The 23,397-nt window shown below is 65.5% G+C and carries 20 protein-coding genes and 3 tRNA genes; 4 read left to right on the top strand and 19 right to left on the bottom strand.

The window, feature by feature from the left end:
* Window positions 1-139 precede the first annotated feature (139 nt).
* On the top strand, window positions 140-1,780 hold the full coding sequence (gene groL, locus ACQR10_RS11500; RefSeq protein ID WP_315719441.1) for a chaperonin GroEL: 1,641 nt from the start codon (window positions 140-142) through the stop codon (window positions 1,778-1,780).
* A gap of 165 nt (window positions 1,781-1,945) precedes the next feature.
* Here the strand turns inward: groL and lepB are convergent, their stop codons facing one another.
* The 10 genes from lepB to ACQR10_RS11450 all read right to left on the bottom strand — a co-directional run bounded on the left by lepB (window position 1,946) and on the right by ACQR10_RS11450 (window position 10,623).
* Window positions 1,946-2,728, bottom strand: a complete 783-nt coding sequence (lepB, locus tag ACQR10_RS11495) for a signal peptidase I (RefSeq protein WP_316215968.1) — start codon at window positions 2,726-2,728, stop codon at window positions 1,946-1,948.
* A gap of 158 nt (window positions 2,729-2,886) precedes the next feature.
* Entirely contained in the window at window positions 2,887-4,230 is a 1,344-nt protein-coding gene (locus tag ACQR10_RS11490; protein WP_316215967.1) for an RtcB family protein, read from the bottom strand.
* A gap of 159 nt (window positions 4,231-4,389) precedes the next feature.
* The gene (locus ACQR10_RS11485) at window positions 4,390-4,962 is read right to left on the bottom strand and encodes a 2OG-Fe(II) oxygenase (protein ID WP_316215966.1); all 573 of its coding nucleotides are present in this window, start codon (window positions 4,960-4,962) and stop codon (window positions 4,390-4,392) included.
* 54 nt (window positions 4,963-5,016) lie between these two features.
* Window positions 5,017-6,168 (bottom strand): slipin family protein, encoded by a 1,152-nt coding sequence (locus ACQR10_RS11480; protein ID WP_316215965.1) that lies wholly within the window; start codon window positions 6,166-6,168, stop codon window positions 5,017-5,019.
* A gap of 345 nt (window positions 6,169-6,513) precedes the next feature.
* Window positions 6,514-6,579, bottom strand: a tRNA-His gene (locus tag ACQR10_RS11475).
* Between the two features lie 2 nt (window positions 6,580-6,581).
* Window positions 6,582-6,654 (bottom strand) — tRNA-Phe (locus tag ACQR10_RS11470).
* Window positions 6,655-7,092: 438 nt separating this feature from the next.
* Window positions 7,093-7,629: an HNH endonuclease gene (locus tag ACQR10_RS11465; protein WP_315801113.1), complete on the bottom strand. Its 537-nt coding sequence runs from the start codon at window positions 7,627-7,629 to the stop codon at window positions 7,093-7,095.
* Between the two features lie 42 nt (window positions 7,630-7,671).
* Window positions 7,672-7,746 (bottom strand) — tRNA-Asp (locus ACQR10_RS11460).
* Window positions 7,747-7,788: 42 nt separating this feature from the next.
* On the bottom strand, window positions 7,789-7,977 hold the full coding sequence (locus ACQR10_RS11455) for a hypothetical protein (protein WP_315801114.1): 189 nt from the start codon (window positions 7,975-7,977) through the stop codon (window positions 7,789-7,791).
* Between the two features lie 1,458 nt (window positions 7,978-9,435).
* Window positions 9,436-10,623: a tlde1 domain-containing protein gene (locus tag ACQR10_RS11450; RefSeq protein ID WP_316176924.1), complete on the bottom strand. Its 1,188-nt coding sequence runs from the start codon at window positions 10,621-10,623 to the stop codon at window positions 9,436-9,438.
* Between the two features lie 540 nt (window positions 10,624-11,163).
* On the opposite strand from ACQR10_RS11450, the gene ACQR10_RS11445 reads away from it, so the two are divergent.
* Window positions 11,164-11,961, top strand: a complete 798-nt coding sequence (locus ACQR10_RS11445; RefSeq protein WP_316215964.1) for an FkbM family methyltransferase — start codon at window positions 11,164-11,166, stop codon at window positions 11,959-11,961.
* An 8-nt stretch (window positions 11,962-11,969) separates the two neighbouring features.
* On the opposite strand, the gene ACQR10_RS11440 is transcribed toward ACQR10_RS11445, so the two are convergent.
* From ACQR10_RS11440 to ACQR10_RS11430, 3 genes are all read right to left on the bottom strand, one after another.
* Window positions 11,970-13,487: a glycosyltransferase family 39 protein gene (locus tag ACQR10_RS11440; RefSeq protein ID WP_316215963.1), complete on the bottom strand. Its 1,518-nt coding sequence runs from the start codon at window positions 13,485-13,487 to the stop codon at window positions 11,970-11,972.
* Window positions 13,484-14,617 (bottom strand): glycosyltransferase family 2 protein, encoded by a 1,134-nt coding sequence (locus ACQR10_RS11435; protein WP_315801118.1) that lies wholly within the window; start codon window positions 14,615-14,617, stop codon window positions 13,484-13,486. The genes ACQR10_RS11440 and ACQR10_RS11435 overlap by 4 nt, the downstream gene beginning before the upstream one ends.
* Before the next feature lie 352 nt (window positions 14,618-14,969).
* A complete protein-coding gene (locus tag ACQR10_RS11430) occupies window positions 14,970-15,170 on the bottom strand; it encodes a hypothetical protein (RefSeq protein WP_315801119.1) in 201 nt (66 codons plus the stop codon).
* 157 nt (window positions 15,171-15,327) lie between these two features.
* Here ACQR10_RS11430 and ACQR10_RS11425 point away from each other — a divergent pair, with 157 nt between their 5' ends.
* Both ACQR10_RS11425 and ACQR10_RS11420 read left to right on the top strand, forming a co-directional pair.
* Complete coding sequence (locus ACQR10_RS11425; RefSeq protein ID WP_316176920.1) at window positions 15,328-16,152, top strand: DUF72 domain-containing protein; 825 nt, start codon at window positions 15,328-15,330, stop codon at window positions 16,150-16,152.
* Window positions 16,153-16,168: 16 nt separating this feature from the next.
* Window positions 16,169-16,630 (top strand): DUF488 domain-containing protein, encoded by a 462-nt coding sequence (locus tag ACQR10_RS11420; RefSeq protein WP_316176918.1) that lies wholly within the window; start codon window positions 16,169-16,171, stop codon window positions 16,628-16,630.
* 4 nt (window positions 16,631-16,634) lie between these two features.
* Here ACQR10_RS11420 and ACQR10_RS11415 read toward each other — a convergent pair whose 3' ends face one another.
* The 6 genes from ACQR10_RS11415 to ACQR10_RS11390 form a co-directional block, all read right to left on the bottom strand.
* On the bottom strand, window positions 16,635-18,320 hold the full coding sequence (locus tag ACQR10_RS11415) for a tannase/feruloyl esterase family alpha/beta hydrolase (RefSeq protein ID WP_316215962.1): 1,686 nt from the start codon (window positions 18,318-18,320) through the stop codon (window positions 16,635-16,637).
* Between the two features lie 91 nt (window positions 18,321-18,411).
* Entirely contained in the window at window positions 18,412-19,722 is a 1,311-nt protein-coding gene (locus ACQR10_RS11410; RefSeq protein WP_316176915.1) for an adenylate/guanylate cyclase domain-containing protein, read from the bottom strand.
* Between the two features lie 40 nt (window positions 19,723-19,762).
* The gene (locus tag ACQR10_RS11405; protein ID WP_315801124.1) at window positions 19,763-20,920 is read right to left on the bottom strand and encodes an ABC transporter permease; all 1,158 of its coding nucleotides are present in this window, start codon (window positions 20,918-20,920) and stop codon (window positions 19,763-19,765) included.
* Entirely contained in the window at window positions 20,917-21,855 is a 939-nt protein-coding gene (locus ACQR10_RS11400) for an ABC transporter ATP-binding protein (RefSeq protein WP_316176913.1), read from the bottom strand. Before ACQR10_RS11400 ends, ACQR10_RS11405 begins: the two co-directional genes overlap by 4 nt.
* Entirely contained in the window at window positions 21,852-22,643 is a 792-nt protein-coding gene (locus ACQR10_RS11395) for an HlyD family secretion protein (protein ID WP_315801126.1), read from the bottom strand. The genes ACQR10_RS11400 and ACQR10_RS11395 overlap by 4 nt, the downstream gene beginning before the upstream one ends.
* Window positions 22,640-23,308, bottom strand: coding sequence for a TetR/AcrR family transcriptional regulator (locus tag ACQR10_RS11390; protein WP_315801127.1), 669 nt, complete (start codon window positions 23,306-23,308; stop codon window positions 22,640-22,642). Before ACQR10_RS11390 ends, ACQR10_RS11395 begins: the two co-directional genes overlap by 4 nt.
* Window positions 23,309-23,397 lie beyond the last annotated feature (89 nt).

The raw sequence follows: 23,397 nt of genomic DNA, 5'->3' as shown, positions 1-23,397 counted from the left end.
GCCCCTCATCCTGAGGAGCCGGCTTGAGCCGGCGTCTCGAAGGATGAGGCCCCAACCACCTCCTCATCTCGTCCTTCGAGACGCCCGCTGCGCGGGCTCCTCAGGACGAGGATCTCGATCAAAACCAGGGAAACCCAATATGTCAGCGAAAGACGTAAAGTTCGGCGTCGAAGCCCGCGACCGCATGCTGCGCGGCGTGGACATTCTCGCCAATGCCGTGAAAGTCACGCTCGGTCCGAAGGGCCGCAACGTCGTCCTCGACAAGTCGTTCGGCGCGCCGCGCATCACCAAGGACGGCGTCACCGTCGCCAAGGAGATCGAGCTCGACGACAAGTTCGAGAACATGGGCGCGCAGATGGTGCGCGAAGTCGCCTCGAAGTCCGCTGACGCGGCCGGCGACGGCACCACCACCGCGACCGTGCTGGCCCAGGCCATCGTCCGCGAAGGCGCCAAGGCGGTTGCCGCCGGCATGAACCCGATGGATCTGAAGCGCGGCATCGACCTCGCGGTCGAGGCGGTCGTCGCCGATCTCGTCAAGAACTCCAAGAAGGTCACGTCGAACGACGAGATCGCCCAGGTCGGCACCATCTCCGCCAACGGCGACTCCGAGATCGGCAAGTTCCTCGCCGACGCCATGAAGAAGGTCGGCAACGAGGGCGTGATCACCGTCGAGGAAGCCAAGTCGCTCGAGACCGAGCTCGACGTCGTCGAGGGCATGCAGTTCGACCGCGGCTACATCTCGCCCTACTTCGTCACCAATGCCGACAAGATGCGCGTCGAGATGGACGACGCCTACATCCTCATCAACGAGAAGAAGCTGTCGTCGCTGAACGAGCTGCTGCCGCTGCTCGAGGCCGTGGTGCAGACCGGCAAGCCGCTGGTCATCGTCGCCGAGGACGTCGAGGGCGAGGCGCTGGCCACCTTGGTCGTGAACCGTCTGCGTGGCGGCCTGAAGGTCGCGGCCGTCAAGGCGCCGGGCTTCGGCGACCGCCGCAAGGCCATGCTGCAGGACATCGCGATCCTGACCGGCGGCCAGGCGATCTCGGAAGACCTCGGCATCAAGCTCGAGAACGTCAACCTCTCCATGCTCGGCCGCGCCAAGAAGGTGATGATCGACAAGGAGAACACCACGATCGTCAACGGCGCCGGCAAGAAGGCCGACATCGAGGCGCGCGTTCAGCAGATCAAGGCGCAGATCGAGGAGACCACCTCGGACTACGACCGTGAGAAGCTGCAGGAGCGTCTGGCCAAGCTCGCCGGCGGCGTCGCGGTGATCCGCGTCGGCGGCGCGACCGAGGTCGAGGTCAAGGAGCGCAAGGATCGCGTGGATGACGCGATGCATGCGACCCGCGCGGCTGTCGAGGAAGGCATCCTGCCGGGCGGCGGCGTCGCCCTGCTCCGTGCCTCCGAGCAGCTCAAGGGCGTCCGCGCCAAGAACGAGGACCAGAAGACCGGCATCGAGATCGTCCGCAAGGCGCTCTCCGCCCCGGCCCGCCAGATCGCGATCAACGCAGGCGAGGACGGCTCGGTCATCGTCGGCAAGATCCTCGAGAAGGAGCAGTATGCGTACGGCTTCGACTCGCAGTCGGGCGACTACGTGAACATGGTGTCCAAGGGCATCATCGATCCGACCAAGGTCGTGCGCGCCGCGATCCAGAACGCAGCGTCCGTGGCCGGCCTGCTGATCACCACCGAGGCGATGGTCGCCGAGCTGCCGAAGAAGAACGCCGGCGGCCCCGCGATGCCTCCGGGCGGCGGCATGGGCGGCATGGACTTCTAAGTCCGGCCTCCTCGCGAAGATACCAAGGGCGCGGCGAAAGCCGCGCCCTTTTCTTTGCTCAGAGCGTAGCCCGCATGAGCGAAGCGATATCCGGGGTCTCGAGAAGCAGAGTCGGCGGTCCCGCATGTCGCTTCACTCATGCGGGCTACGACATCCGCGACCGGCCTACCTCACCATCGTCCCGATCCGCTCGAAGCGGATGCGGCCGGGCCTGCCTTTGCCGGCACCGGCGGCCGAAAAGAAGATCATGGCGGCGCGGCCGATGACGTTCTCGATCGGCACATAGCCGATCTGGGACAGCACGCGGCTGTCGGTCGAGTTGTCACGGTTGTCGCCGAGCATGAACAGCCGGCCGGGCGGCACGACGAAGACATTGGTGTTGTCGAAGAAGCCGTTGCTGACGCAATCCAGCGTCTCGTAGCTCACGCCATTCGGCAAGGTCTCGCGCCAGCGCTTGACGCGCTCGGTCGCATCGCCCCCGCAGGCCGCCTCTCCGGTCAGATCCTCGACCCGCTCGCGCGCGACGGCTGTATCGTCGATGTAGAGCACTCCGTCCTTCATCTGGACGCGATCGCCGGGCAGTCCGACGACGCGCTTGATATAGACGGTCGCATTGTCTTTCGGCAGGAAGAACGCGACGACATCGCCGCGCGCAGGCGTCGCACCCCAGATCCGCGCCGACGGCGGCAGCGACGAAGGCCATGACAACGGCCAAGTGAAGCGGCTGTAGCCATAGGGATATTTCGACACGAAGAAGATATCGCCGACGAGAAGCGTTGGAATGTTCGAGGATGAAGGAATGTTGAACGGCTGAAACAGAAAGGTGCGGATCAGCACCGGCGAGGCCAGCAGCAGGCAAAGAGCCACGAAGCCCGCGATGAAGATCGCTACGATCGCCCACCACGGCTCGCGCCTCGGCCCGGTCGCGCCCACCTCCAGGCTCGTCATCGCGTCTTCCCCCTCTTCACACCCTGAGGATGAGGGAAGGCCCGAGCCTGCGCAATCACCAAATGAACCGGAAGCCACGCGGCTGCCAATGATCTCCAGCCCCTGCCCATTCGTCAACGAGAGGCCGCCCGTGGGCGACCTCTCCCGGATCGTAGCTCTCACCGTCCCTTTCGCCACGGCGCGTCGGCTTCCCAGTCGCCGGCCATGATCGAGCCGTAAGGGATCACCTCGTCGATGACCTCGCCGAGCCCGTAGCGTGCGATCTGCGCCCGCACCGACGCGGCGTTCTTGTAGGCCTGCGGCAGCTCCGACAGATCGGGCTTGCCGCAATAGAAGCGCGCGTCGATGCCATCAGGCATCTCGGGACGATTCTCGCGCAGAAAAGCCTTCCGCCCGAGATTGCGCCCGGCGCCGTGTGGCGCGAAGCCGAGCGCGTCCTTGTTGTCCCGGTGCTTCAGAATCAGCACCGGCTCGGCCATGTTGAGCGGCACGATGGTGCGTCCGTCATCATCGGCCGAGAAGCCGGACCAGTTCGGCGTCGCCCCCTTGCCGTGATAGAACAGGCCGTCGCTCTTCTGGAAAACGAAGTTGTGCTCGTTCCAGAACCGGTCCGTGACGGCGTTGCCGAGCTTCGCCGCCGCGAGGTCATGGATCGCGTGGTGGTTGGCCCTGGTCCACAGCCGCGCCACCTGCAACGCCTCCCAATACGCCCGGCCGTCGTCGCTCGACGCCTTGATCCAGGCGCTGTGCTCCGGGACCTTCGGCGCGTGGATCGCGGTGTGCCGCTTCGCCACCGCCATGCCGCGCTTGTAGAGCTGCGCACCGAAGCCGCGCGAGCCGTGATGCGTCACCAGCGCCGCCTGACCGGTCGATTTGAGATGACCGACATAAGCGAAGTGGTTGCCGTCGCCCTGCGTGGCGAAGTGACCGATCGCGAAGCGCTCCAACCCCTTCAAGAAGGGGTTGGCCTCGAACCCCGCCATCACCTCGTCGCGCGGCTGATGCAGCCGGTCGCGGCCGCCGGGACCGAAATGGGTCACCGCATTGACGGCATCGAGGATGCGCTTGGGATCGTCCTTGCGCGCGAACACGGTCACCGCCACCGAGCAGCAGATGTCGGAGGAGTGAAAGCCCGGATGGATCGCGTCCTCGCAGGCCACCACGCCGCCGACCGGAATGGTGCCGAGCGCCGTCCCCGACGGGCAGGCGTCCGGCATCACGGCGCCGGCCACGATGGTCGGCACCCGCATCAGGGCATCCATGTGCTGTGCGACCGCCGCGACGTTGGCGCGCTCGAGCTCGTTGTCGGCATCGATCAGCATCGCGAACGGCACGCCGTTGGTGCGCATCAAGGTCTCCACCGGCTGCAGCGCCTGCAGTGCCGCGAAGATCGCATCGTCGTTGGCGCCATCAGCGCGCATCGCATTCGCCGTCTCCAAGCCCTGCTTGAACCAGCGGCCGGGCTTGAAGCCCCAGGCGATCAGGGTGTTTCCGTCGATCATGGCACGTCTCGCATTTCATACAGGTCAGTTTGTAGCATCGGGCGGCGGCTGCGTTCATTGCCGGAACGATGCGCAGCCTGTAGCCCGGATGAGCGTAGCAACATCCGGGGTCTCAAGATCAGCAGTGATCGACCCGCACGTCGCTTGCGCTCATGCGGGCTACGCTGTCCGCCGATACATCACGTCGGTTCGCAACACGTATTTGCGGCGCTGCGTGACAGGATCGCCGCGATGCATGATGGGATGATGGAACAGCAGCGCCATCCCTTTTTCCGGTGCGATGCGCAACGGACCATCCGGCATCAGACCGGTGTCGTCGCAGAACGACGTCGTGCCGCCTCCAAAATCATCGTTCAAATAGACCATAAAGGTGAATTGGCTGCGCTCACCATCGTCACGCTCGAAATGCCCGTCACGATGCCATTCAAACTTCTGTCCGACGTCGTAGCGATAGATCCGCAGCCGCTCGTTCAGCCCGACCGGCTGCCAGCGATGCTGGAACGACGGTGCCAGATGGCCGGCGAGGCGCTCGTAGAGATCCCGCGCGCGCCCGGCGTCATCGATGATGACACGATCGTTGTTGCGATGATCCTTCACGCCGCGAGGCGCAAACAACGTCGCCTCCTCGAACCCCATCAATTCACCCAAGCGGATATACTCCTCGCACTCAGCGGTGGAGAAGAAATTCGCGATCGTCTCGATGTTGTCAGCTCTCCAGGTCATCTCGGTCATGATCTCTCCTCCGTTGGCAGCGAGAAGCCGCCCTTGGGCGGCCTCTCTTGTCCATCACGCCGCATCGGGCGCCTTCAGCCGCACCAGCCGCGTCAGCAGCGCGTCGAGGCCGGCCCCCTCACCGGCGTGCAGGTCGATGCGGCCGACCTTCTCGACCAGGCGCTCCAGCGACTCCAGCTCCTTGAGCCGCAGCAGCAGCGGGTTCTCCTCCATCAGCCTGGCGGTGTTGAGGAGCGAGCGCGTTGCCGCGGTCTCCTCCTGGCGACGGATCAGGTTGGCCTTGGCCAGCCGCTCCGCCTCGACCACCTTGTTGACGAGGTCGCGGATCTCGCCGGGCAGGATCACGTCCTTCACGCCGAGCTCCGTGATCTCCACGCCCGAGCCGTCGAGCCGCGCGCGCACGTAGTCGCGCAGCTCCGCGTCGAGCGAGGCCTTCGCCGCCAGCACCTCGTCGAGCGTGCGCGACGCCACCGCCTCCCGGATCGCGAACTGCACCAGCCGGTACAGCCACGCGTCCACGTCGGGCGACGTCGCCACCGCCGCCTCCGGATCAACGATCCGGCGAAACGCCGTCAGCGTCACCCGCAGCGCGATGCGATCCTTGGTCAGCATCTCCTGCGCGGTGATTTCGAGCACCGTGGGCCTGAGATCGAGGCGCTTGACCTCGATCTTGCGGCCGACCGCCCAGAAGGCATGCCGGCCCGGCGCCAGCCGCTCGGTCAGCCTGCCGTCGACATGGAGCAGACCAGCCTCGTGGTTCTCGACCACGGCCTCGGTCACGATGCCCGGCCGGTTGCGCTCGATCATCGCCAGGTGCCGCGCGCTCACGCGCACGTCGCTGGTGATGTCGATGCGTTCGACCTCGACATCAGTCGCGACCGTCCAGTAGACGCGGGTCTGCCAGGGCGTGAGCAGATGCGTCGGCCGGCCGTCGAGGCTGACGATCGCGATCTCGTTCGCGCCGGTCTCCACCGCCTCGAACAGCTCCGCGGCGAGATCGGGCCGTGCGGCCTTCAGCACCGCGTAGCGCTCGGTGGTGTATTCGGTGCGGACGACGTCGAACACCTGCACCTTCAGCCGGTGCAGCGGATCGAGCAGCACATGGCGGCCCGGCGCGAGCACCCGCATGAGCTGGCCGTCGCGCCAGACCAGCGCCCGCTCGCCATCCTCCACCGTCACGGTCTTCGTCACCAGATGCCAAGTCACAACACACTCCCACGGTTTGCTTTCCGGCCCATCGGCCAGAATGCTGATGTCATCGATCAAAGGACGTGAGGACCGGACGACGCTTCCTGCGTGAACTGAGCGGGCCGAGGCTTGAGCGTCTGACGATGCCGGGCGCACGCGCGCAGTCGCGCGAACCATAAGTCCGAGCGTCCTTGCGCAGCCTTCCCGACATCTTCGGACGCGGTATCCACCGCGGCGCAGAGCCGGCTCTGCAGTGTCTTTGATCTGGTCGAAATGCCCTGGGGCAAAACGGCCGGACCGCGACTGAAGCGCGCGTCCGGTCCTCGTCAGAGGCGATTAGCTTTTCAGGCTAAACCGAAGCGCTGGAGCGGGAGTCGAACCCGCGACCCGATGAATCATAATCATCTGCTCTATCCAACTGAGCTATCCTTTGGTGGTGTCGACCGGAATCGAACCGATGCCTTCGGGCCTTCAACCCGACGCTCTCCATGAGCTACAGACTCCTTGCTCTTTGCGACGACGGAACACGGGACCGGACACCGGCCGCGCCAGTCGGGATCTCAGCGAGCCCGAACCAAAGTCATCACGAAGGATCGTTCTGCTACATGCAATTCCCATTTTACGCAAGACAAACATCTCGCTCATTTTCACTGCCGATCTCGTCGTTACTAATTAGATACACTTCGATCTCTCGATCATTAAAGAATGTCGCCCGCATGAGCGAAGCGGCATGCGGGTTCATACACGCAGCTCGTGATACCCCGGATATCGCTGCGCTCATCCGGGCTACAAACGCGCCACTACAAGCACGTGACCACCACGTAGCCCGGATGAGCGCAGCGACATCCGGGTTCACACGCGCAGCTCGTTGAACACCGCATGTCGCTCACGCCGCCGCCCGACGGGCAACGACGTGAGCTCATCTGGGCACCACGGCCATCGTCAGCGCTCCAGCTCCACGTCCCAGTAGAGATAGTCCTGCCACGTCTCGTGCAGGAATCTCGGCGGGAACAGGCGCTGTGCGGCCATCAGCTCGTGCCGCGTCGGCTCGAACGGCGGCCGCCGCGGCTTGAGGTGACGCCGGTCCTTGCGCGCGTTGCAGGGACTGCAGGCGGCGACGATGTTGCTCCACGACGTCTCGCCGCCATCGGCGCGCGGCACCACGTGGTCGAACGTCAGCTCGCCGTGGAGATAACGGCCGCCGCAGTACTGACACGTGAAGCGATCGCGCAGGAAGACGTTGAAGCGCGTGAACGGCACCCGCGTCGCCGGTCTGACGTAGTCGCGCAGCGCGATCACCGACGGCAACCGCATCGTGACGCTCGGACTGCGGACGACGCGATCGTACTCGGCAACGACGACGTGCGATCCGCCGACCACGGCCCTGACCGCATCCTCCCAGCTGAACACGGACAACGGAAAGTAGCTCAGCGGCTGGAAGTCGGCGTTGAGAACCAGCGCCGGATTTGTTGCTGACATCGTCGACCTCCTCTCTCGGCTCGTGATCTCATCGGGTCATGTTGGCGCCCATGACGGGAATCGAACCCGCCTTACCGGATCGACAGTCCGGTCCCTTCGCCAGATGGGAACATGGGCCTGTTCGTCGCGCCCGGCCTGCGCCGGCACGATCATGGTCAATCAGTCGAACCCAGCCGGAGCATGCTCCGGCCGAACGCCATTGATGTAGTCGAGATAGATCTGGCGAGCGCGCGCCTCGGTGACGCCGCGGCAGGCCATGACGATGCGCACGAAGGCAAGCGCCACCGGCGAGCACAGTGCTCGCGTGTGGTCGGTTGTCTCGGAATCTGGGCTCATCATGCGGGTCATCAGACCCTCCGCTCTTGGTGCGGAGGGTCGAGATCCCGCCGCGAGTTATACTTGTGCTGGAATTCGCAGTCCCGATTTGTCCGGGGACAGCACGAGATTGGCAGGACCCTGACAGGCGACGCCCATGCCGGACCCATCGCGCGACCAGGTAAACGGTCGTTCGTTGGCGGGGGCGTTCGCGAGATGTGAGCGTAGGCTCAACACGGTCGTGGTCCTCAAGAGCGCGCCGGCAAACGGCGCATCGATTTCGATGGGGCAGAGCTATGCGCAGAATTTCCCGAAGCCGTCAAGGCCGCAGCGCGAAGCGATGGCGTTGCAGTCCCCTGCACCGCGACAGATTTGCAACAACCAGACTGCTCGTCGGGCAAATCAGTTGCGCATTCTCGCGAGCTACAAGGTCGCAAATGGTCATTCGAGCGATCGAAAATGCGTGCGCGCGGAAGCTCATTTGTCGAGCACAGCCAATGGGATCACCACGCTCACCGCCGAGCCCGAACATTTTCCTATTTCCAAAAATCAGAAATCATGCATTCTATGCCGGTCCCGCCCTCATGAGAGGGGCGCTTCGCGATCGTCATGAACGTGGAGGGCGGGATGCGGTGGGCGCATCGCCTCGCAGCGTGACTTCGGTCATGCCGACGAACGCGGAGATGCGCACGGCGAAGTCGTGATGTCCTGACACCCCGACGCTGGTGTCAAGGTCGAGAGAGACGAATGCTCCGACCGATGGTGGCCAGACAGCCGGCGCACCAGGGAGACCACGTATAAGCCGTCAATCCATCGCGCGGGGAATGCCGGATGATGCGGCTGAACCTGTGGTGACTGCCGCCTGCTTTCTTTGTTGCAGGCGGGCCATGGGTGAGGCCCTCACCCGGCATTCCCCGCGCCCTCTCACGATTTTCGAGGGCGATGTCGCTGGCATCACTCGGGCGTCATTCGCCGCGAGAATGCGACGTCGTGGCCGAGGTGTTCGAGCTGTGTATCCGTCTGCCCTTCTTCCCCTGCGATCGCATGAAGCGGTCGCCCGGAGCGACGCCGATCCCGAAGCCGCATCACTGCGCTCGTTGCCGCACGGCATCCAATGGATTCTCGAGCTTGTGGCTCTAAGAGTGCATGCTCTTGGAGATTGGGAGATCGGACGAGCGCTGCGAGTGAATGCGCCCTCTCCCCTTGTGGGAGAGGGCATGTAGGAGAGCACGGCGTGCTCGGTTGGGTGAGGGGTCTGCCTCCGCGAGTTCGCTTGCGGAGAGATGCCCCTCACCCAACCGAATACTCGGAAGGGCCGTACATGCCCTCTCCCACAAGGGGAGAGGACGCTGTATCGCGCAGCGTAGTAGTTGGCGATATAGCACTCGTGCGGCGGGGGTCACGGCGCACCTTTGCACGCCCTCCAGTTCGGAACTACTGCTGAGTGCGAGGGCGGCCATGCAGATCACACCTCAACGCCCCCTGCCCGCCTCACTCGATGCGGGCGAGGACGGCGAGCTTGCGGATGCCCTTGTTCTTGTAGGCATCGAGGAACGCGTAGTAGTCGCGGAACGACACGCAGCCGTTGGAGTCGCCGTTCGGGCCGAGCATGAAGGTGTGCGCCAGCAGGCCGTTGCGGCCGTGGATGGCGTCCTCGCCGCCGATCGGGTTCAGCCGCAGCGCCGGCACGCCATGGAACAGCGCCTCGCGCGGCTTCAGCTCATAGATATGCGGCGGCGTCACGCCGCGCATCTTGATCTTCTCCGAGCTTGGCTTGTCGAGGTTCTCGCCGAGGCCGGAATGCGCCTCGAGCTTGGTGCCGTCGGGCAGATACACCGCCTTGGCCGAGATGTCGTAGACCGCGGTGCTCAAATCATACGGCGGCCGGCCGCCGCGGGTCGGATCCTTGGCGATGCTGGCGGTGATGTTGGAATCAGCCGAGGCGTAGGCCAGGAGCCCGCCATCCTGGTTCTCCGGCTTGCCCCAGAGCTTTTCCTGGATCGAGTGGCGATCACCCGCGATCGACAGCACCGCCGCCTTGGCGCGCTCGGTCATCGCGCGCAGCGAGAAGCCGCTGCTCTTCGGCGCATTGGCCTCGGCAGCCTGCGCCGGCGTCACGGGCTGCTGCGGCTGCGCGGCCGGCTTGGTATTGGCGAGCGCCAGCTGCATCGGCGGCCGGGCATCCTTCTTCGGCGCCTCGGCAACCTTCGCAGGCTCAGCCGACTTGGCTTCGGACGGCTTCGTCTCGATCTGCCTGGCCTCGACGGGCCTGGGCGGCGCGGCTTCGGCGAGCTTGGACAGCGGCGGCGCGCCGTTCGCGGCGTTGGAGGCCACGCCCTGCGGCACGGCCGCGCCGAAGCGGTCGTTGAACATCTGCGGCGTGATGGCGGCGACCGTGGTGACGGGGGGAGATTCCGGGAATGCCGAGAAGGCGTCGCCCACCGCTTCGGCGGCGCTGCGCGTCGCGAGCCGCGGCGCAGGGCGCACGACGGGCTCGTCCTGCTCGATGCTGCCCAGGGTCGGATAGGCGTCGGCCGCGATGATCTTGGTATAGACCGTCACGGCGCAGCCCCCGATCAGGCATGCGATTGCCGCGCCACCGATCAATTTGTGAGAGAACGCGATCAGGGAGGACTTCCTGCGATTTCGTGCGGCCAACGCAGCTCGACTGTTACTCATTCACTCACGCCCGAACGAATACTCGACAACTCTCGCTCGATGCGCCACGGACACCCGTTTTGCATCTCGCAGAAGCACAGAGCTTCATTAAGGCGACTTTTAGTTAAATGCTGATTAAGTTTTGGCGGATTAGGGGCGGGTTAACCTTCAGGGCCTGTTTTGCCGTCAAAGAGGGCGGAAACAGGGCAAAACTGCAGCCACATGCAATATTACCGTACCGGGAAAATCCGGAGAGGCAGCATCCGTCGGCTGCGCCGATCCGTAAAACAGCGCACGCCGCGTTAACGATTGGGCCGGGGCGGCGGCGCGCGATCGATGATCTCTCGTTTGCGCGCGCTGACGAGGTAAAGGCCGCAGATCTCGCCGGTCGAAAGCCCCCGCTCCGGCAGGCCGGGCGCGACAAGCGCATCCGTAGCAACCCGGAGCTACAGGCGCTGTGGCCGCTGGCGGCAGTATGGTACGGGACGATTCTCTGCGACACTCCGTCGGCGAATCGTACCGCGTCCGCTCCCTGCCGAGACGACACGAGAGGACCTCTCCATGCAGATCCCCGACCGGAAGCTGGCCTTCGTACTGGCCTCGACCAATCAAGGTACGATGATCGTCAACCGGCTCGACTATCGCATGATCGACGCCAACCGCGGCTACGGTGTCGGCTTCCAGATCCTCAACACCGGCGCCTTCGATCCGGCAGAGGTGCAGCTCGCCGTCCGCCTGCTCGGCGTGCGCCGCAGGCACTATGGCGACGGCGCGGTCGCAATCGACTGTGGTGCCAATATCGGCGTCCACACGGTCGAATGGGCGAAGGCGATGACCGGCTGGGGATCCGTGCTCTCGATCGAGGCGCAGGAGCGGATCTACTACGCGCTCGCCGGCAATATCGCGATCAACAACTGCTTCAACGCGATCGCGATCCATGCCGCGGTGTCCTCGGAGCGCGGCGTGCTCAACATCCCGAGCCCGAACTATCTGACCCCGTCGAGCTTCGGCAGCCTCGAGCTGCGCCAGCGTCCCAACACCGAGTTCATCGGCCAGGCCATCGACTACGCGAACGACACGGTCGAGGTGCGCAAGCTTCCGCTGGACGACTTCAACCTGCCGCGCTGCGACCTGATCAAGCTCGATGTCGAGGGCATGGAGCTCGAGGCGCTCGAAGGGGCGGCGGCGACGATCGAGCGCTGCACGCCGATCATGCTGGTCGAGAAGATCAAGACCGATGCCGACCAGTTGCGGCAATGGTTCGATCGCCGCGGCTACAAGACCGTCGACGCCGATATCAACATGGTTGCGATCCACGGCCGGGACAAGGCGCTGGCCGATATCATCCCGCAGGCCTGAGGCGCGCGTCAGCGCTGCAGCTCCGGCGGCGGCGTGCGGTCGAGGAGCTCGGCCTTCGGCTCGCCGAGCGAGTAGAACGCGTAGGTCTCGATGGTCAAGGGCCCGCGCTTGCGCGCGGCCTCGCCGACCTTCTCGATGCGGCCGAACGTTTTGCTCACGTAGACCCGCGTCGCGATCTGTGCCTCGTCGACGAACAGTTGCGTCCCCGCGAGCTTGGCCGGATCAGGCTCGGGAAAATTGACCCAGCGGATGCGCTGGATCGGCTGCAGCACGCAGGTCCCCGGCGGGAGATAGAACGACAGCCAGGCGGTGGTGCCATAATCCATCGCCAGCACGCAGGAGGCGCCGACGCGCACGCGTGCCGCCTCGATCTCGTCGGCCAGTGGGCGCCAGCCGACGCCGACACTGCGCACCGTGGCGTCGCGCCGGTAGCCGGACAGCAGGCCCGTGTTCGCCTGCACGATCAGCGCAACGAACATCACGACGCCGGCGGGCAGCGCCCAGCGCAGGCAGAATGCCGCGGTGCGCTGCTCGCGCGCCGACCAGGCGACGAGATGAGCCGCCGCCGCAGCAGCCACTACGAAGGCCGGATAGATTGGCGCGAACCAGTTGGCCTCGACGCGGGCGTGCAGCGAATGCCAGACGAAATAGGCGACGATGACCCAGACCATCGCCTCGATCAGGACGCGTGCCGCCGCGTCCCCTGCCCGGCGGCGGGCCAGGCCATAGAGGCCCATCACGCCGAGGATGAAGACCAGCGGCGTGGCGAAGGCGAACTGCGTCGGGATGATCTCGGCGATGTAGACGGGCCTGACCGCCTCGACCCTGGCGCGGCCGAGCTGCTTGATGAACGACACCCATTGGTGATCGGCATTCCACAGGATCACCGGCGAAAACAGCGCGAATGCGACGAGGCCGCCGAGATAGGGCCAGGGCGAGGCCAGCCAATGCCGCAGCCTCGGCACGGCGACGAGCCAGATCAGGATCGCCGCGCCGAAGAACAGCGATGTGTATTTCGACAGCAGCGCCGCACCGACCGCCGCGCCGACGGCGAGCCACCACGCGCCCCGGCCCGTCTCCAGCACCTTGGCGCAGAAGAACAGCACGAAGCTGGAGGCGACCAGCAGCGGCGCGTCGGGGGTCACGATCAAGGTGCCGACCGCCGCCATCAGCGTGACGTTGAGCAGCAGCGCCGCGGTCGCCGCCACGCGCACGCCGCCGAACAGGATCTCGGCGGTGCGATACACCGCATAGCTCATGGGCAGGCCGAGCAGGATCGAGACCAGGCGCACGCCGAGCTCGCTGTCCCCCGCGATCAGGGTGCCCAGCCGGATCACGACCGCCACCATCGGCGGATGGTCGTAATAGCCGCCGGCGAGATGCTTCGACCACATCCAGTAATAGGCTTCGTCGAAAGTGATCGGCGTGACCGCGGCCGCGATCAGCCTGACAATGACGAGGCCTGCGATGGTCAGCCAGACATTGCGGACCAGCCGGGCGTCGTCGGCGCCTGCCGCAGAGGTCATCGCTTGCGCCAGACGAACAATCCGGAGATCGCGTAATTCCACACCACGCCCATCAGCGCGCCGGCCGCGCCCGCCAGCCACCAGATCGGCTCCTGGTCGTAGACCGAGAAGGCGACGCCGACATTGGCCAGCAGCCCGACCGAGCAGACCAGATAGAACACGAGCAGGCCGCGCAGGATGGCAAAGCCCTTCAGCCGCTGGTCGCGATAGGTGAGGAAGTTGTTGAGGATGAAGTTCGAGGTCATCGCCACGAAGGCGCCGAGCGCCTGTGCCTCGGCGAACGGCATGTCGAACAAATTGAGACCGAGAAACAGCGTGGCGAGATGGACCACCAGGCCGGTGCCGCCGACCATGGCGAACAGCAGGAAGCGAAGCGACACCACGTCGTTGGTCATCTTGGCCAGCACGAGGCCGAGGAAGTCGAGCGCGACCATCGAGTCGAGCTTGCTCTCGCCATGCAGGCGCGAGCCGAACGTATAGGGCACCTCGACCGTCTTCAGACCGCCCTCGGCGCTGGCGATGATGTCGAGCAGGATCTTGAAGCCCTGCGTCGACAGTTTTGGCGCGATCTCCTCGAACCGGTCGCGGCGGATCATGAAGAAGCCGCTCATGGGGTCGTTGACCTCGACCTTGAGCGCGCGGCGCGCGATCTCGGTGGCGAAGGCGCTGGCCCCGGCCCGCTTGCTGTCGAAGCTCGCCGCGCTGCCGCCCTCGATGTAGCGGCTGCCCACCACGAGCTCGGCCGCGCCGCTCTGCAGCAGCGACAGCATCTTCGGCAACTGGGTCTCGTCGTGCTGCAGATCGGCGTCGATCACAGCCGCATAGGGCGCGCTGGCAGCCAGGATACCCTCGATGCAGGCGCCGGACAGGCCGCGCCGGCCGATGCGGCGGATGCAGCGGACGCGCTGGTCGTTGCGCGACAGTTCGCGCACCACCTGCCAGGTGCCGTCCGGCGAGTTGTCGTCAACGAACACGACCTCCCACGGCACGTCCTTGAACGCCGCCTCCAGCCGCCGATACAGCGTGGTGACATTGTCGCGCTCGTTGAAGGTCGGAACGACCACCGAAACGATCGGAATTTCAACGGTTTGCTGGGCCACTTGCGGGGCCGGTCGGAGGGCGTCGGTCATGGTGCGGATGCGTATATCCGCCGCGTTCCGCACTGCCAAGCGCGACGGCCGCCGGAAACTGCAAAAAGGGCGAACTGTGGTGCCGCCGTGCACCGCCGCAAATCCGGCCCAAAAACGCCAACGACCACAAACAAAGGGCGCGCGTACATCCGGCGCAGCCGCTCTGCCGTGGTCGTCTCGGTGCCGGAGCCGTTAAGCTCGACGTCACCGTCGTTCCCCAAAATGGGGTGCGCCGGCCGAAATGCAAGGGCCGTCCGCCGTAGCCCGGCTGAGCGCAGCGACATCCGGGTTCACGCGAACTCTTCGGGAGACCCCGGATATCGCTCCGCCCAGCCGGGCTACGAAAGCCAGCCTAGTTCGGAACCTCGCGGACGACCGGTCCCCGCACCGCCGGGGCCACTGGGACGGTCTGCACCGGCGTGGGCGGCAGCTCGACCTTGGCCGGCTGCATCTGACGGGCCATCGGCCCGACGGGAACATAATAGAAGGCTGCCGCCAGCACGGCGGCCCCGACGATCGCGCCCAGCAGGCCACCGACCGATTCCGCTCTCATTGCCATATCTCCCCTTCCCGGCCCACGTCCTGGATACACGAGCCTCCGGAGCACGGGAAGAGCGACGCCCCAACAGCGCCGAACTGGCCAGAACCGGTCCGGTTGACTATCGTCTCCGTACCGCAACACCCTCGGCAATCAGCATCGGAATCGGTCCGTGAGCAAAGCCCCCGCACGCGCCTCGCAATCCAAGAGCCACATCTACATCGGCATTGGCGGCTGGACCTTCGCGCCGTGGCGCGGCGTGTTCTATCCGGACAAGCTGCCGCAATCGAAAGAGCTCGAATACGCCGCCTCGAAGCTGACCTCGATCGAGATCAACGGTACCTATTATGGGTCGCAGAAGCCGGAGAGCTTCCGCAAATGGGCGCGCGAGGTGCCGGACGGCTTCATCTTCTCGCTGAAGGGGCCGCGCTTCGCGACCAACCGCCGCGTGCTCGCCGAGGCCGGTGATTCCGTGAAGCGCTTCTACGACACCGGCGTGCTCGAGCTCGGCGACCGGCTCGGACCGGTGCTGTGGCAGTTCGCGCCGACCAAGAAGTTCGACGAGGCTGATTTCGGCAAGTTCCTCGAGCTGTTGCCGCGTGAGCTCGACGGCCGCAAGCTGCGTCACGTCGTCGAGGTCCGCCATGACAGTTTCTGCGTCCCCGGCTTCGTCGCGCTGCTGCGCGAGTTCGCGACGCCGGTGGTCTTCGCCGAGCACGGCAAATATCCGGCGATCGCCGATGTCGTGGGTGATTTCGTCTATGCCCGGCTGCAGAAGGGCAATGACGAGCTTACGACCTGCTATCCGCCGAAGCAGCTCGATGCCTGGGCGAAGCGATTGCAGCTCTGGGCCAGCGGCAGCGAACCGGACGACCTGCCCCGGGTTGACGACAAGCCGGCGAAGAAGATGCCGCGCGACGTGTTTGCCTATGTCATTCACGAGGGCAAGGTGCGCGCGCCAGCCGGGGCGATGGAGCTCATCGAGCGCGTGAGCTGACGCGAGGGGACGCACGATGGCCAAGAGCAAGACCCTGTTCACCATCGGCTACGAGCACACGCCGGCCAAAGCCGTGCTCGACGAGCTGCAATCGGCCGGCGTCAAGCTGCTGGTTGACGTGCGCGCGGTGGCGGCCTCGCGCCGGCCGGGCTTCTCCAAGAGCCAGCTCGCCGCCGGGCTCGACGAGCGCGGCATCGGCTACGTCCATCTGCGCGGGCTCGGAACGCCGAAGGAGGGCCGCGAAGCCGCGCGCAGCGGCCATTACGACACGCTGCACAAGATCTACAGCGCGCACCTGAAGACGCCGCAGGCGAAGGAGCAGATGGACGAGCTGGCCGCGCTGGTGAAGAGCGCCGGTCCCGTCTGCCTGCTCTGCTACGAGCGCGACCACGCTCATTGCCACCGGCAATGGATCGCCGAGATCATCGAGGACCGCGACCAGGTCAAGGTGAAGAACCTGGTCGCGCCGCAGGTCTGACGCCTCACTCCGCCGCACAGGTGAAGGATGACGCCTGCTCGACGTCGCCGCTGACATATTTGGCGAATGTCGGCCACGGGCACAGCGGCCGCGTTCGCTGCGGGCTCCATGTCGATGGCAGCTCCTTGTTGGCCGCATTGACCGAGGCCGTGATCGCCTCCGGCGCCTTGCCCTTCTCGACCCAGTCCATCAGCGCGCCCAGCGCATCGAATTTCTCCAGCGTGACGCCGCCGCCGCAATGGGTCTCGCCGGGCAATGCAAACAGGCGCGCAAACGTTTCGGCCTTGCCCTGCACGTTGGCATCGAGCTTCTCGTACCAGCGGATCGTGTCGTTGATCGAGAACACCGGATCGGCCTGACCGTGGTAGATCAGCATCTTGCGGGCCCCATTTTGGAACGCCGGCAAGGTCGGGTTATCGACCGCGGGCGGCGCCATGAAGTCCATCGCCGACTCCGTGAACGGGCCTTCCTTGGCGTAGATCTTCGGCGCGTCCTTGTCGAAGTCGAAGGTCTGCAGCTTCTCGACGAGCTTGTCGGGCGAGCCCTCGATCTCGACCGGCGGCGTGGAGAAGATGTAGTTGAGCGAGGCGCCGCCCATGGTGGCGATGATCGGAAGGTTGTTCCAGGGCGCCACCGGGCTCTCGACCTTCCAGGCGCGCCAATTGCCGGTGCCGACGCCACCATCCACCGGCCAGTCGGAATACAGCGGCTCGCCCTTGGAATTGTGTGGGCCAGCGAACACTTTCTTCAAAGCATCGACCTTGGCGGCCGGCAGGCAGGCGTCGGTCGCGCCGGCGGCGCAGCGGAGGCTGTCGAAATTGAACGCCTTCTGGCAGGCTTTCAGGTTGGCCGTGAGGCCGTCCTTGGCGCCGTCGAGCCCGTCGCAGACCTCCGTGATCCTGGAGGCAATCAGCTTGGCATCGTCCCGCGTGATCGACTTGCGAATATCGGCATCGGCCTTGGTCAGCGCCTGCACGTCCCAGGCGTGCTGCACGGCCGCGCGCGGCAGGTTGAAGCCGGGGTTGCCGACCAGGAAGCCGTCATACTGCTCGGGCATGCGCTCGGCGGCGACCATGGTGTGGCGACCGCCATTGGAGCAGCCGGCGATGTAGGAATAATCCGGCTTCCTGCCGTAATGCGCCGAGATGATCGCCTTCGCGATCGGCGCCAGCGTGATGTCGGCCGAATAGCCGTAGTCGCGGCGTGCTTGCGGATCGAGGCCGAAGGCGGAGCCGGACGCAAGCCCGCGCGGCTTGTTGGCGGGATCGTTGCCGGAGTGGCCGCTGTCGGACGACAGCACCGCGAAGCCGCGGGCCAGCGGCGTGATGCCACCGCTGACGAGACCATCGGCCTTGTCGCCGAGCGCCGGCACCACGACGCCGTCATTGCCGCCATTGACCTGATGCAGGAAGCGGCCGTTCCAATTCTCCGGCAGCCGGATCTCGAACTGGATCGCATAGGCATGGCCGTCGACGCCGGTGCGCTCATTGACCTTGCCGGAGAGGATGCAATGCCGCGGCAACCCGTCGGCGGCCTCCTGCAGCTTCGATCCCGTCAGGGTCAGCCCTGGGACCTTCAGCGCCTCTGCCGTCACCTTGCTGCAGGCAGCATCCTCGGCTCCCGCTGGCCCCCCGCCGGCTGCGCACGCGAGGCTTACCCCAGCCAAAAACAGCGCCCCGGTTCGGATCATGCATTCCCCCCTGATGATGCTTCTCATTGGGGTCAGTTAAACGCGGAGACCGTGCAATGTAAATCTCCGACAGCGAGCGACGGGTTGCCAGTCAGTGCAATTGCCAGACCTCGAACGGCCGATCGTAGCCGCGCACCGACACCGCGCCGTGGAAGACGGCGTCGCGCGCCCCGTCGCCGGCGGCCTGCCGCACCGCGCTCGAGATCAGGAGGCGCGAATCGAGCTCCTTGTTCAGCGCCTCGAGGCGGGAGGCGAAGTTCACGGTATCGCCGATGACGGTGTATTCCTTCCGCCGCGGCGACCCGATGCTGCCGGCAACGACCTCGCCGAGATGAACACCGATCCCGATCCGCAGCGGCCAGGACGACATCGCATTGACGCGGTCCATGGCGGCGACCATCTCGCGGGCCGCCGCGACTGCCTGCGGGGCCGCATCGCGCGACTCGAACGGCGCGCCGAACAGCGCCAGGAAGCCATCGCCGAGGAACTTGTTCACGATGCCGCCATGGCGCTCGAGAATCTCGACGAGAACAGCAAATGCGCCGTCGAGCCGGTCAACGACCTCCTGCGGCGTCTTCGACCGCGCCGCCGCGGTGAAGCCGCGGAAGTCGACGAACATCACCGCGACCTCGTGGATGTCGCGTGCCTCCGCCGTCCCCTCCTTCATCAGGCGCTCGACGACCTGGGGCGAGACGTGCTGGCCAAACAGATCCGTGACGCGGTCGCGCGCCGACGCGGCCTCGATGCTCGCCGCGAACTGGCGTCGCAGCTGCACGCTGACAGCACCAGCGAGCATCCCGCACAGCAGGATGATGAAGCTGCGCTCACCGTGATAGTAGATCTCCGGATTCTGGCTGAGATCGATCGAAGGCCGGTCGAACAGCGCCACCACCAGCAGCTCTACCGCGGCAACCAGACCGGTGAAGCTCGACAGCCAGAAATCGAGACGAAGCGTCGAGAGAACGATGAAGATGAAATAGACAAGTGGCGCGCCGAAGCCCAGTGCCTTGTCGTGACCGATGCCCTCGATCTGCAGAACGAGGACGAACGTTGGCAGCGAGGTCTCGACCAGCGCGCTGACATAGCGCCAGATCACCGGCACGTCACGGCCGTGGCGGATGTCCGACTTGATCCTGAACAGGATGAGAGTCTCGAAGCCGATGAAGACCACGATGATCGCGTAGACGTAGAGGACCCCGATCCGGCTCGGCCAGATCCACTCCGAGATCTTGGGTTCGAAGGTTTCGACCAGCACCGATATCACGAGAAACAGCGCCGCAGTGCTGATCAGCACCCTCACGCGCAACAGCTCGGTGTTCAACGTCTGGCGCATCAGCGCCTGGTTGAACGTAGCCGACGCCGCCGGCTCCGCGCCGGCCTGCCCTTCCCACGAGATCGTCATCCTGCCCCAGCCGTCTTCTGAGCCCGGCCGCCATTGTGCCTCAATCGAGGGTGCGGCGGAAGCGCAAGACGGCGACCGTCATGGCGAACAGCATGAGGCCGAACAGGGCGATCGTGTCATGCTGCAGGTTCTGGAGCGTCGAGCCCTTGAGCATGATGGCGCGCACGATGCGCAGATAGTGCGTCAGCGGCAGGCATTCACCGAGCACCTGCGCCCATTGCGGCATGCCGAGAAACGGGAACATGAATCCCGACAACAGGATGCTAGGCAGGAAGAACATCATCGACAGCTGCATCGCCTGCAATTGGTTCTGCGCCAGCGTCGAGAAGGTGTAGCCGATCGAGAGGTTGGTCGCGATGAACAGCGTCGACAGCAGCGCCAGCAGCAATAAGCTGCCCATGATGGGAACGCCGAACAGCAGCACGCCGATGCCGATGATGATCGTCGCCTGCAGGAAGCCGACCATCACATAGGGGATGATCTTGCCGAGCATGACCTCGACCGGCTTGATCGGCATCGACAGCAGGCTTTCCATCGTGCCGCGCTCGATCTCGCGCGTCACCGAGAGCGCGGTGAAGATCAGCATGGTCATGGTCAGGATGGTGCCGACCAGGCCCGGCACGATGTTGAGCCGCGACGAGGCCGCCGGATTGTAACGGGCATGGGCCCTGATTTCGAACGGCGTGGTGACGGGATTGCCGGTGTAGAGATCATGCGCCAGCGCGGTCTGCACGATCATGCCGAGCGAGGACAGTGCCGAGGACGCCGCGACCGGATCGGTCGCGTCGGCCGCGACGAGCAAGGCCGGCCGGTCGCCGCGGCGGACCGCGCGCTCGAAGCCGCGGGGGATCTCGACGCCGAACAGGACCTTGCCGGACAGCAGGAGATCGTCGAACTCAGCGACGCTGCTGACTTCCCGGGTGAAACGGAAATAGGCGGTGTTCTCCATCGCCTTCAGGATCGAGCGGCCGAGGTCGCTGTCCTCCTGCAGCAGCACCGCCGCCGGCAGATGATGCGGCGTGGTGTTGATGGCGTAGCCGAACAGCATCAACTGCATCACCGGGATCATCACGATCATCGCAAACGAGACCCGATCGCGCTTGAGCTGGATGAACTCCTTGACGAGCATCGCATAGGTGCGCCGCCAGAAGCCGAAGCGCGGCTCGGAAGACGTGGGATGGACGGCCGCATCGCTCATTGGAAGTTGTCCCGCGAACGGTTCATCAGGTCGATGAAGACGTCCTCGAGCGAGGGCGCGGCGGGCTGCCAGTGCAGGTCAGCCTTGTCGCGCCAGGACGCGATCGCCGCGTCCAGCGCGTTGCGGTCGCGGCCGGACACGTGCAGGCTGGTGCCGAACGGCGCCACCATGTCGACACCCGGCTTGCCGGTGAGGTCAGCCGTGAGCTCGCGCAGATCGTCGCCGCTTACCGTGTAGGTCGTGAGCGCCGATTGCGCGATCACCTCGGCGACGGTGCCGTGCGCCAGCAGATGACCATAGGCGATGTAGGCAATCTCGTGACAGCGCTCGGCCTCATCCATGTAGTGGGTCGAGACGAGCACGGTCAGCCCTTCGCTGGCGAGCGCATGAATCTCGTTCCAGAAATCGCGCCGCGCCTTGGGATCGACGCCGGCAGTGGGCTCGTCGAGCAGCAGCAGTTGCGGGCTCGGCAGGGTGCAAGCCCCGAGCGCCAGCCGCTGCTTCCAGCCGCCCGACAACTCGCCGGCGAGCTGCCGCTCGCGGCCGGCAAGCCCGAGCCGCTGCACCATGTCGCGCGCGGCCCGGCGCGGATCGGACATGCCATAGAGGCGCGCCACGAATTCGAGGTTCTCCCGCACCGAGAGGTCCTGATAGAGGCTGAAGCGCTGCGTCATGTAGCCCACCCGGCGCTTGATCTTGTCAGCGTCGCGCCGGATGTCGAAGCCGAGGCAGGTGCCCTCGCCGCCGTCGGGTGTCAGCAGGCCGCACAGCATCCGGATGGTCGTGGTCTTGCCCGAGCCGTTCGGGCCGAGAAAGCCGTAGATCGAGCCGCGCTTCACCTGCATCGACAGATCATGCACGACCTCGCGGCCGTCGAAGGACTTGGTCAGTCCCTGGACGTCGATCGCGATCTCGGCCGGTCCCGCCCCGTTCATTGCTTGTCCGCCACCGGAGTCTTCCGATCGGGAGTCTTGAGGTTTGGATAGATGCTGACCGGCTGGCCGACGCGCAGCGCGTCCGGCCGCGAGGGCCGCGCCTGGATCAGATAGACGAGCTTGTTGCGCTCATCGAGGCTGTAGATCACCGGCGGCGTGTATTCCGCCGAGGTCGCGAGGAAATAGATTCTGGCGGTCAGATCATCAGCGCAATTGTCACAGGTGACGCGGACCTCGTCGCCGATGGCGAGTTTCGGCAGATCAGGCTCGGGCACGTAGAAACGCAGCTTCATGTTGCCCGGCGGCATGATCGACAGCACCGGCCGCTGCGCCGCGACCATCTCGCCCTCGCGGAAGTAGATCTGCTGGACGGTCCCCGCGACGGGCGCCACACCTTTGCGCCTTGCCAGCCGCGTCTGTGAGGTCACGAGATGGGCCTCGGCGACGCGCAGCGCCGAAACGGCGGAGTCGAGCGTCGCCTGCGTCCCAGCGCCCGTCTTGCTCAAGGCGGCGGCGCGGTCATAGGTCTGCTGCGCATTGGCCAGCGTCGCCTTGGTCTGGTTGAGATCGGCCTGCTGCAGATCGTCGTCGACCGAATAGAGCGGATCGCCGATCTTGACCACGTCCCCCTCATGCACGTTGAGCTTCGTGATCCGGCCCGCTTCGTCCGGGCTGACGAAGATCATGTCGGCCTCGACCCAGCCCTGATAGCCGGGATCGCGCGTCTCCTTGCAACCGTTGAACGTGAAGGCCGTGACCAGCACGGCGAGGCAGTGCAGCAGACTCATGTCGGCCTCCTCGCGCCAAAGATCAGATCGAGATGCGTCTGCAGCATCGCTTCCGCATCGAGCGGCGCATGACGCTCGAACAGGCTCTTCCAGATCACCGCGACCATCATCGGCGCGATCATCAGTTGCGGATGTTGCGCCAGCTTGGGCTCGCGGATCTCGCCGCGCGTGATCGCCAACTGGATCAGCGCACGCATGGCCGCGAGACCGCGGGAGACGACCTCGCGATAGTAGAAATCGGCAATGGACGGAAAGCGCGGCCCTTCCGCGATGATGAGCCGGACGAGATCGGCCCGCCGGGTGCCGGCGATTTCCTGCAGGAACATGCGCGCCAACGCCTCGACCATGTCGCGCACCGAGCCGCCGGCCGGCGGCGGCGCCGCAAGACGGCCGACGAAGGGCACGATCGCGGTCCGGATCAATTCCTCGAACATCGATTCCTTGTCCTTGAAGTGCAGATAGATCGTCCCCTTGGCGACCCCTGCCCGCTTGGCGACGTCGTCCAGCCGCGTCGCCGCGAAGCCTCGGGCGATGAACTCGTCCATCGCCGCCTGCACGATCGCCGCGCGGCGCTCGGCGGAGCGATCCGCCCGGCGCGAGGCGCCGGCTGCCGCCGGCTTGACGGGCTCAACTCTGCGCTCGGACAATTTCGACGGCTTCGACATTGAACAATTATGACTGACTAGTCAGTCATTGTAAAGAGGCCCTGAGAAGGCTGAGCCGTCGGCGCGGGTCAGGAGCCCGACCCGACCGC

Source organism: Bradyrhizobium sp. HKCCYLRH2060 (assembly GCF_051168135.1).
GTDB lineage: Bacteria > Pseudomonadota > Alphaproteobacteria > Rhizobiales > Xanthobacteraceae > Bradyrhizobium.
This window is presented reverse-complemented; position numbering and strand designations above follow the sequence as displayed.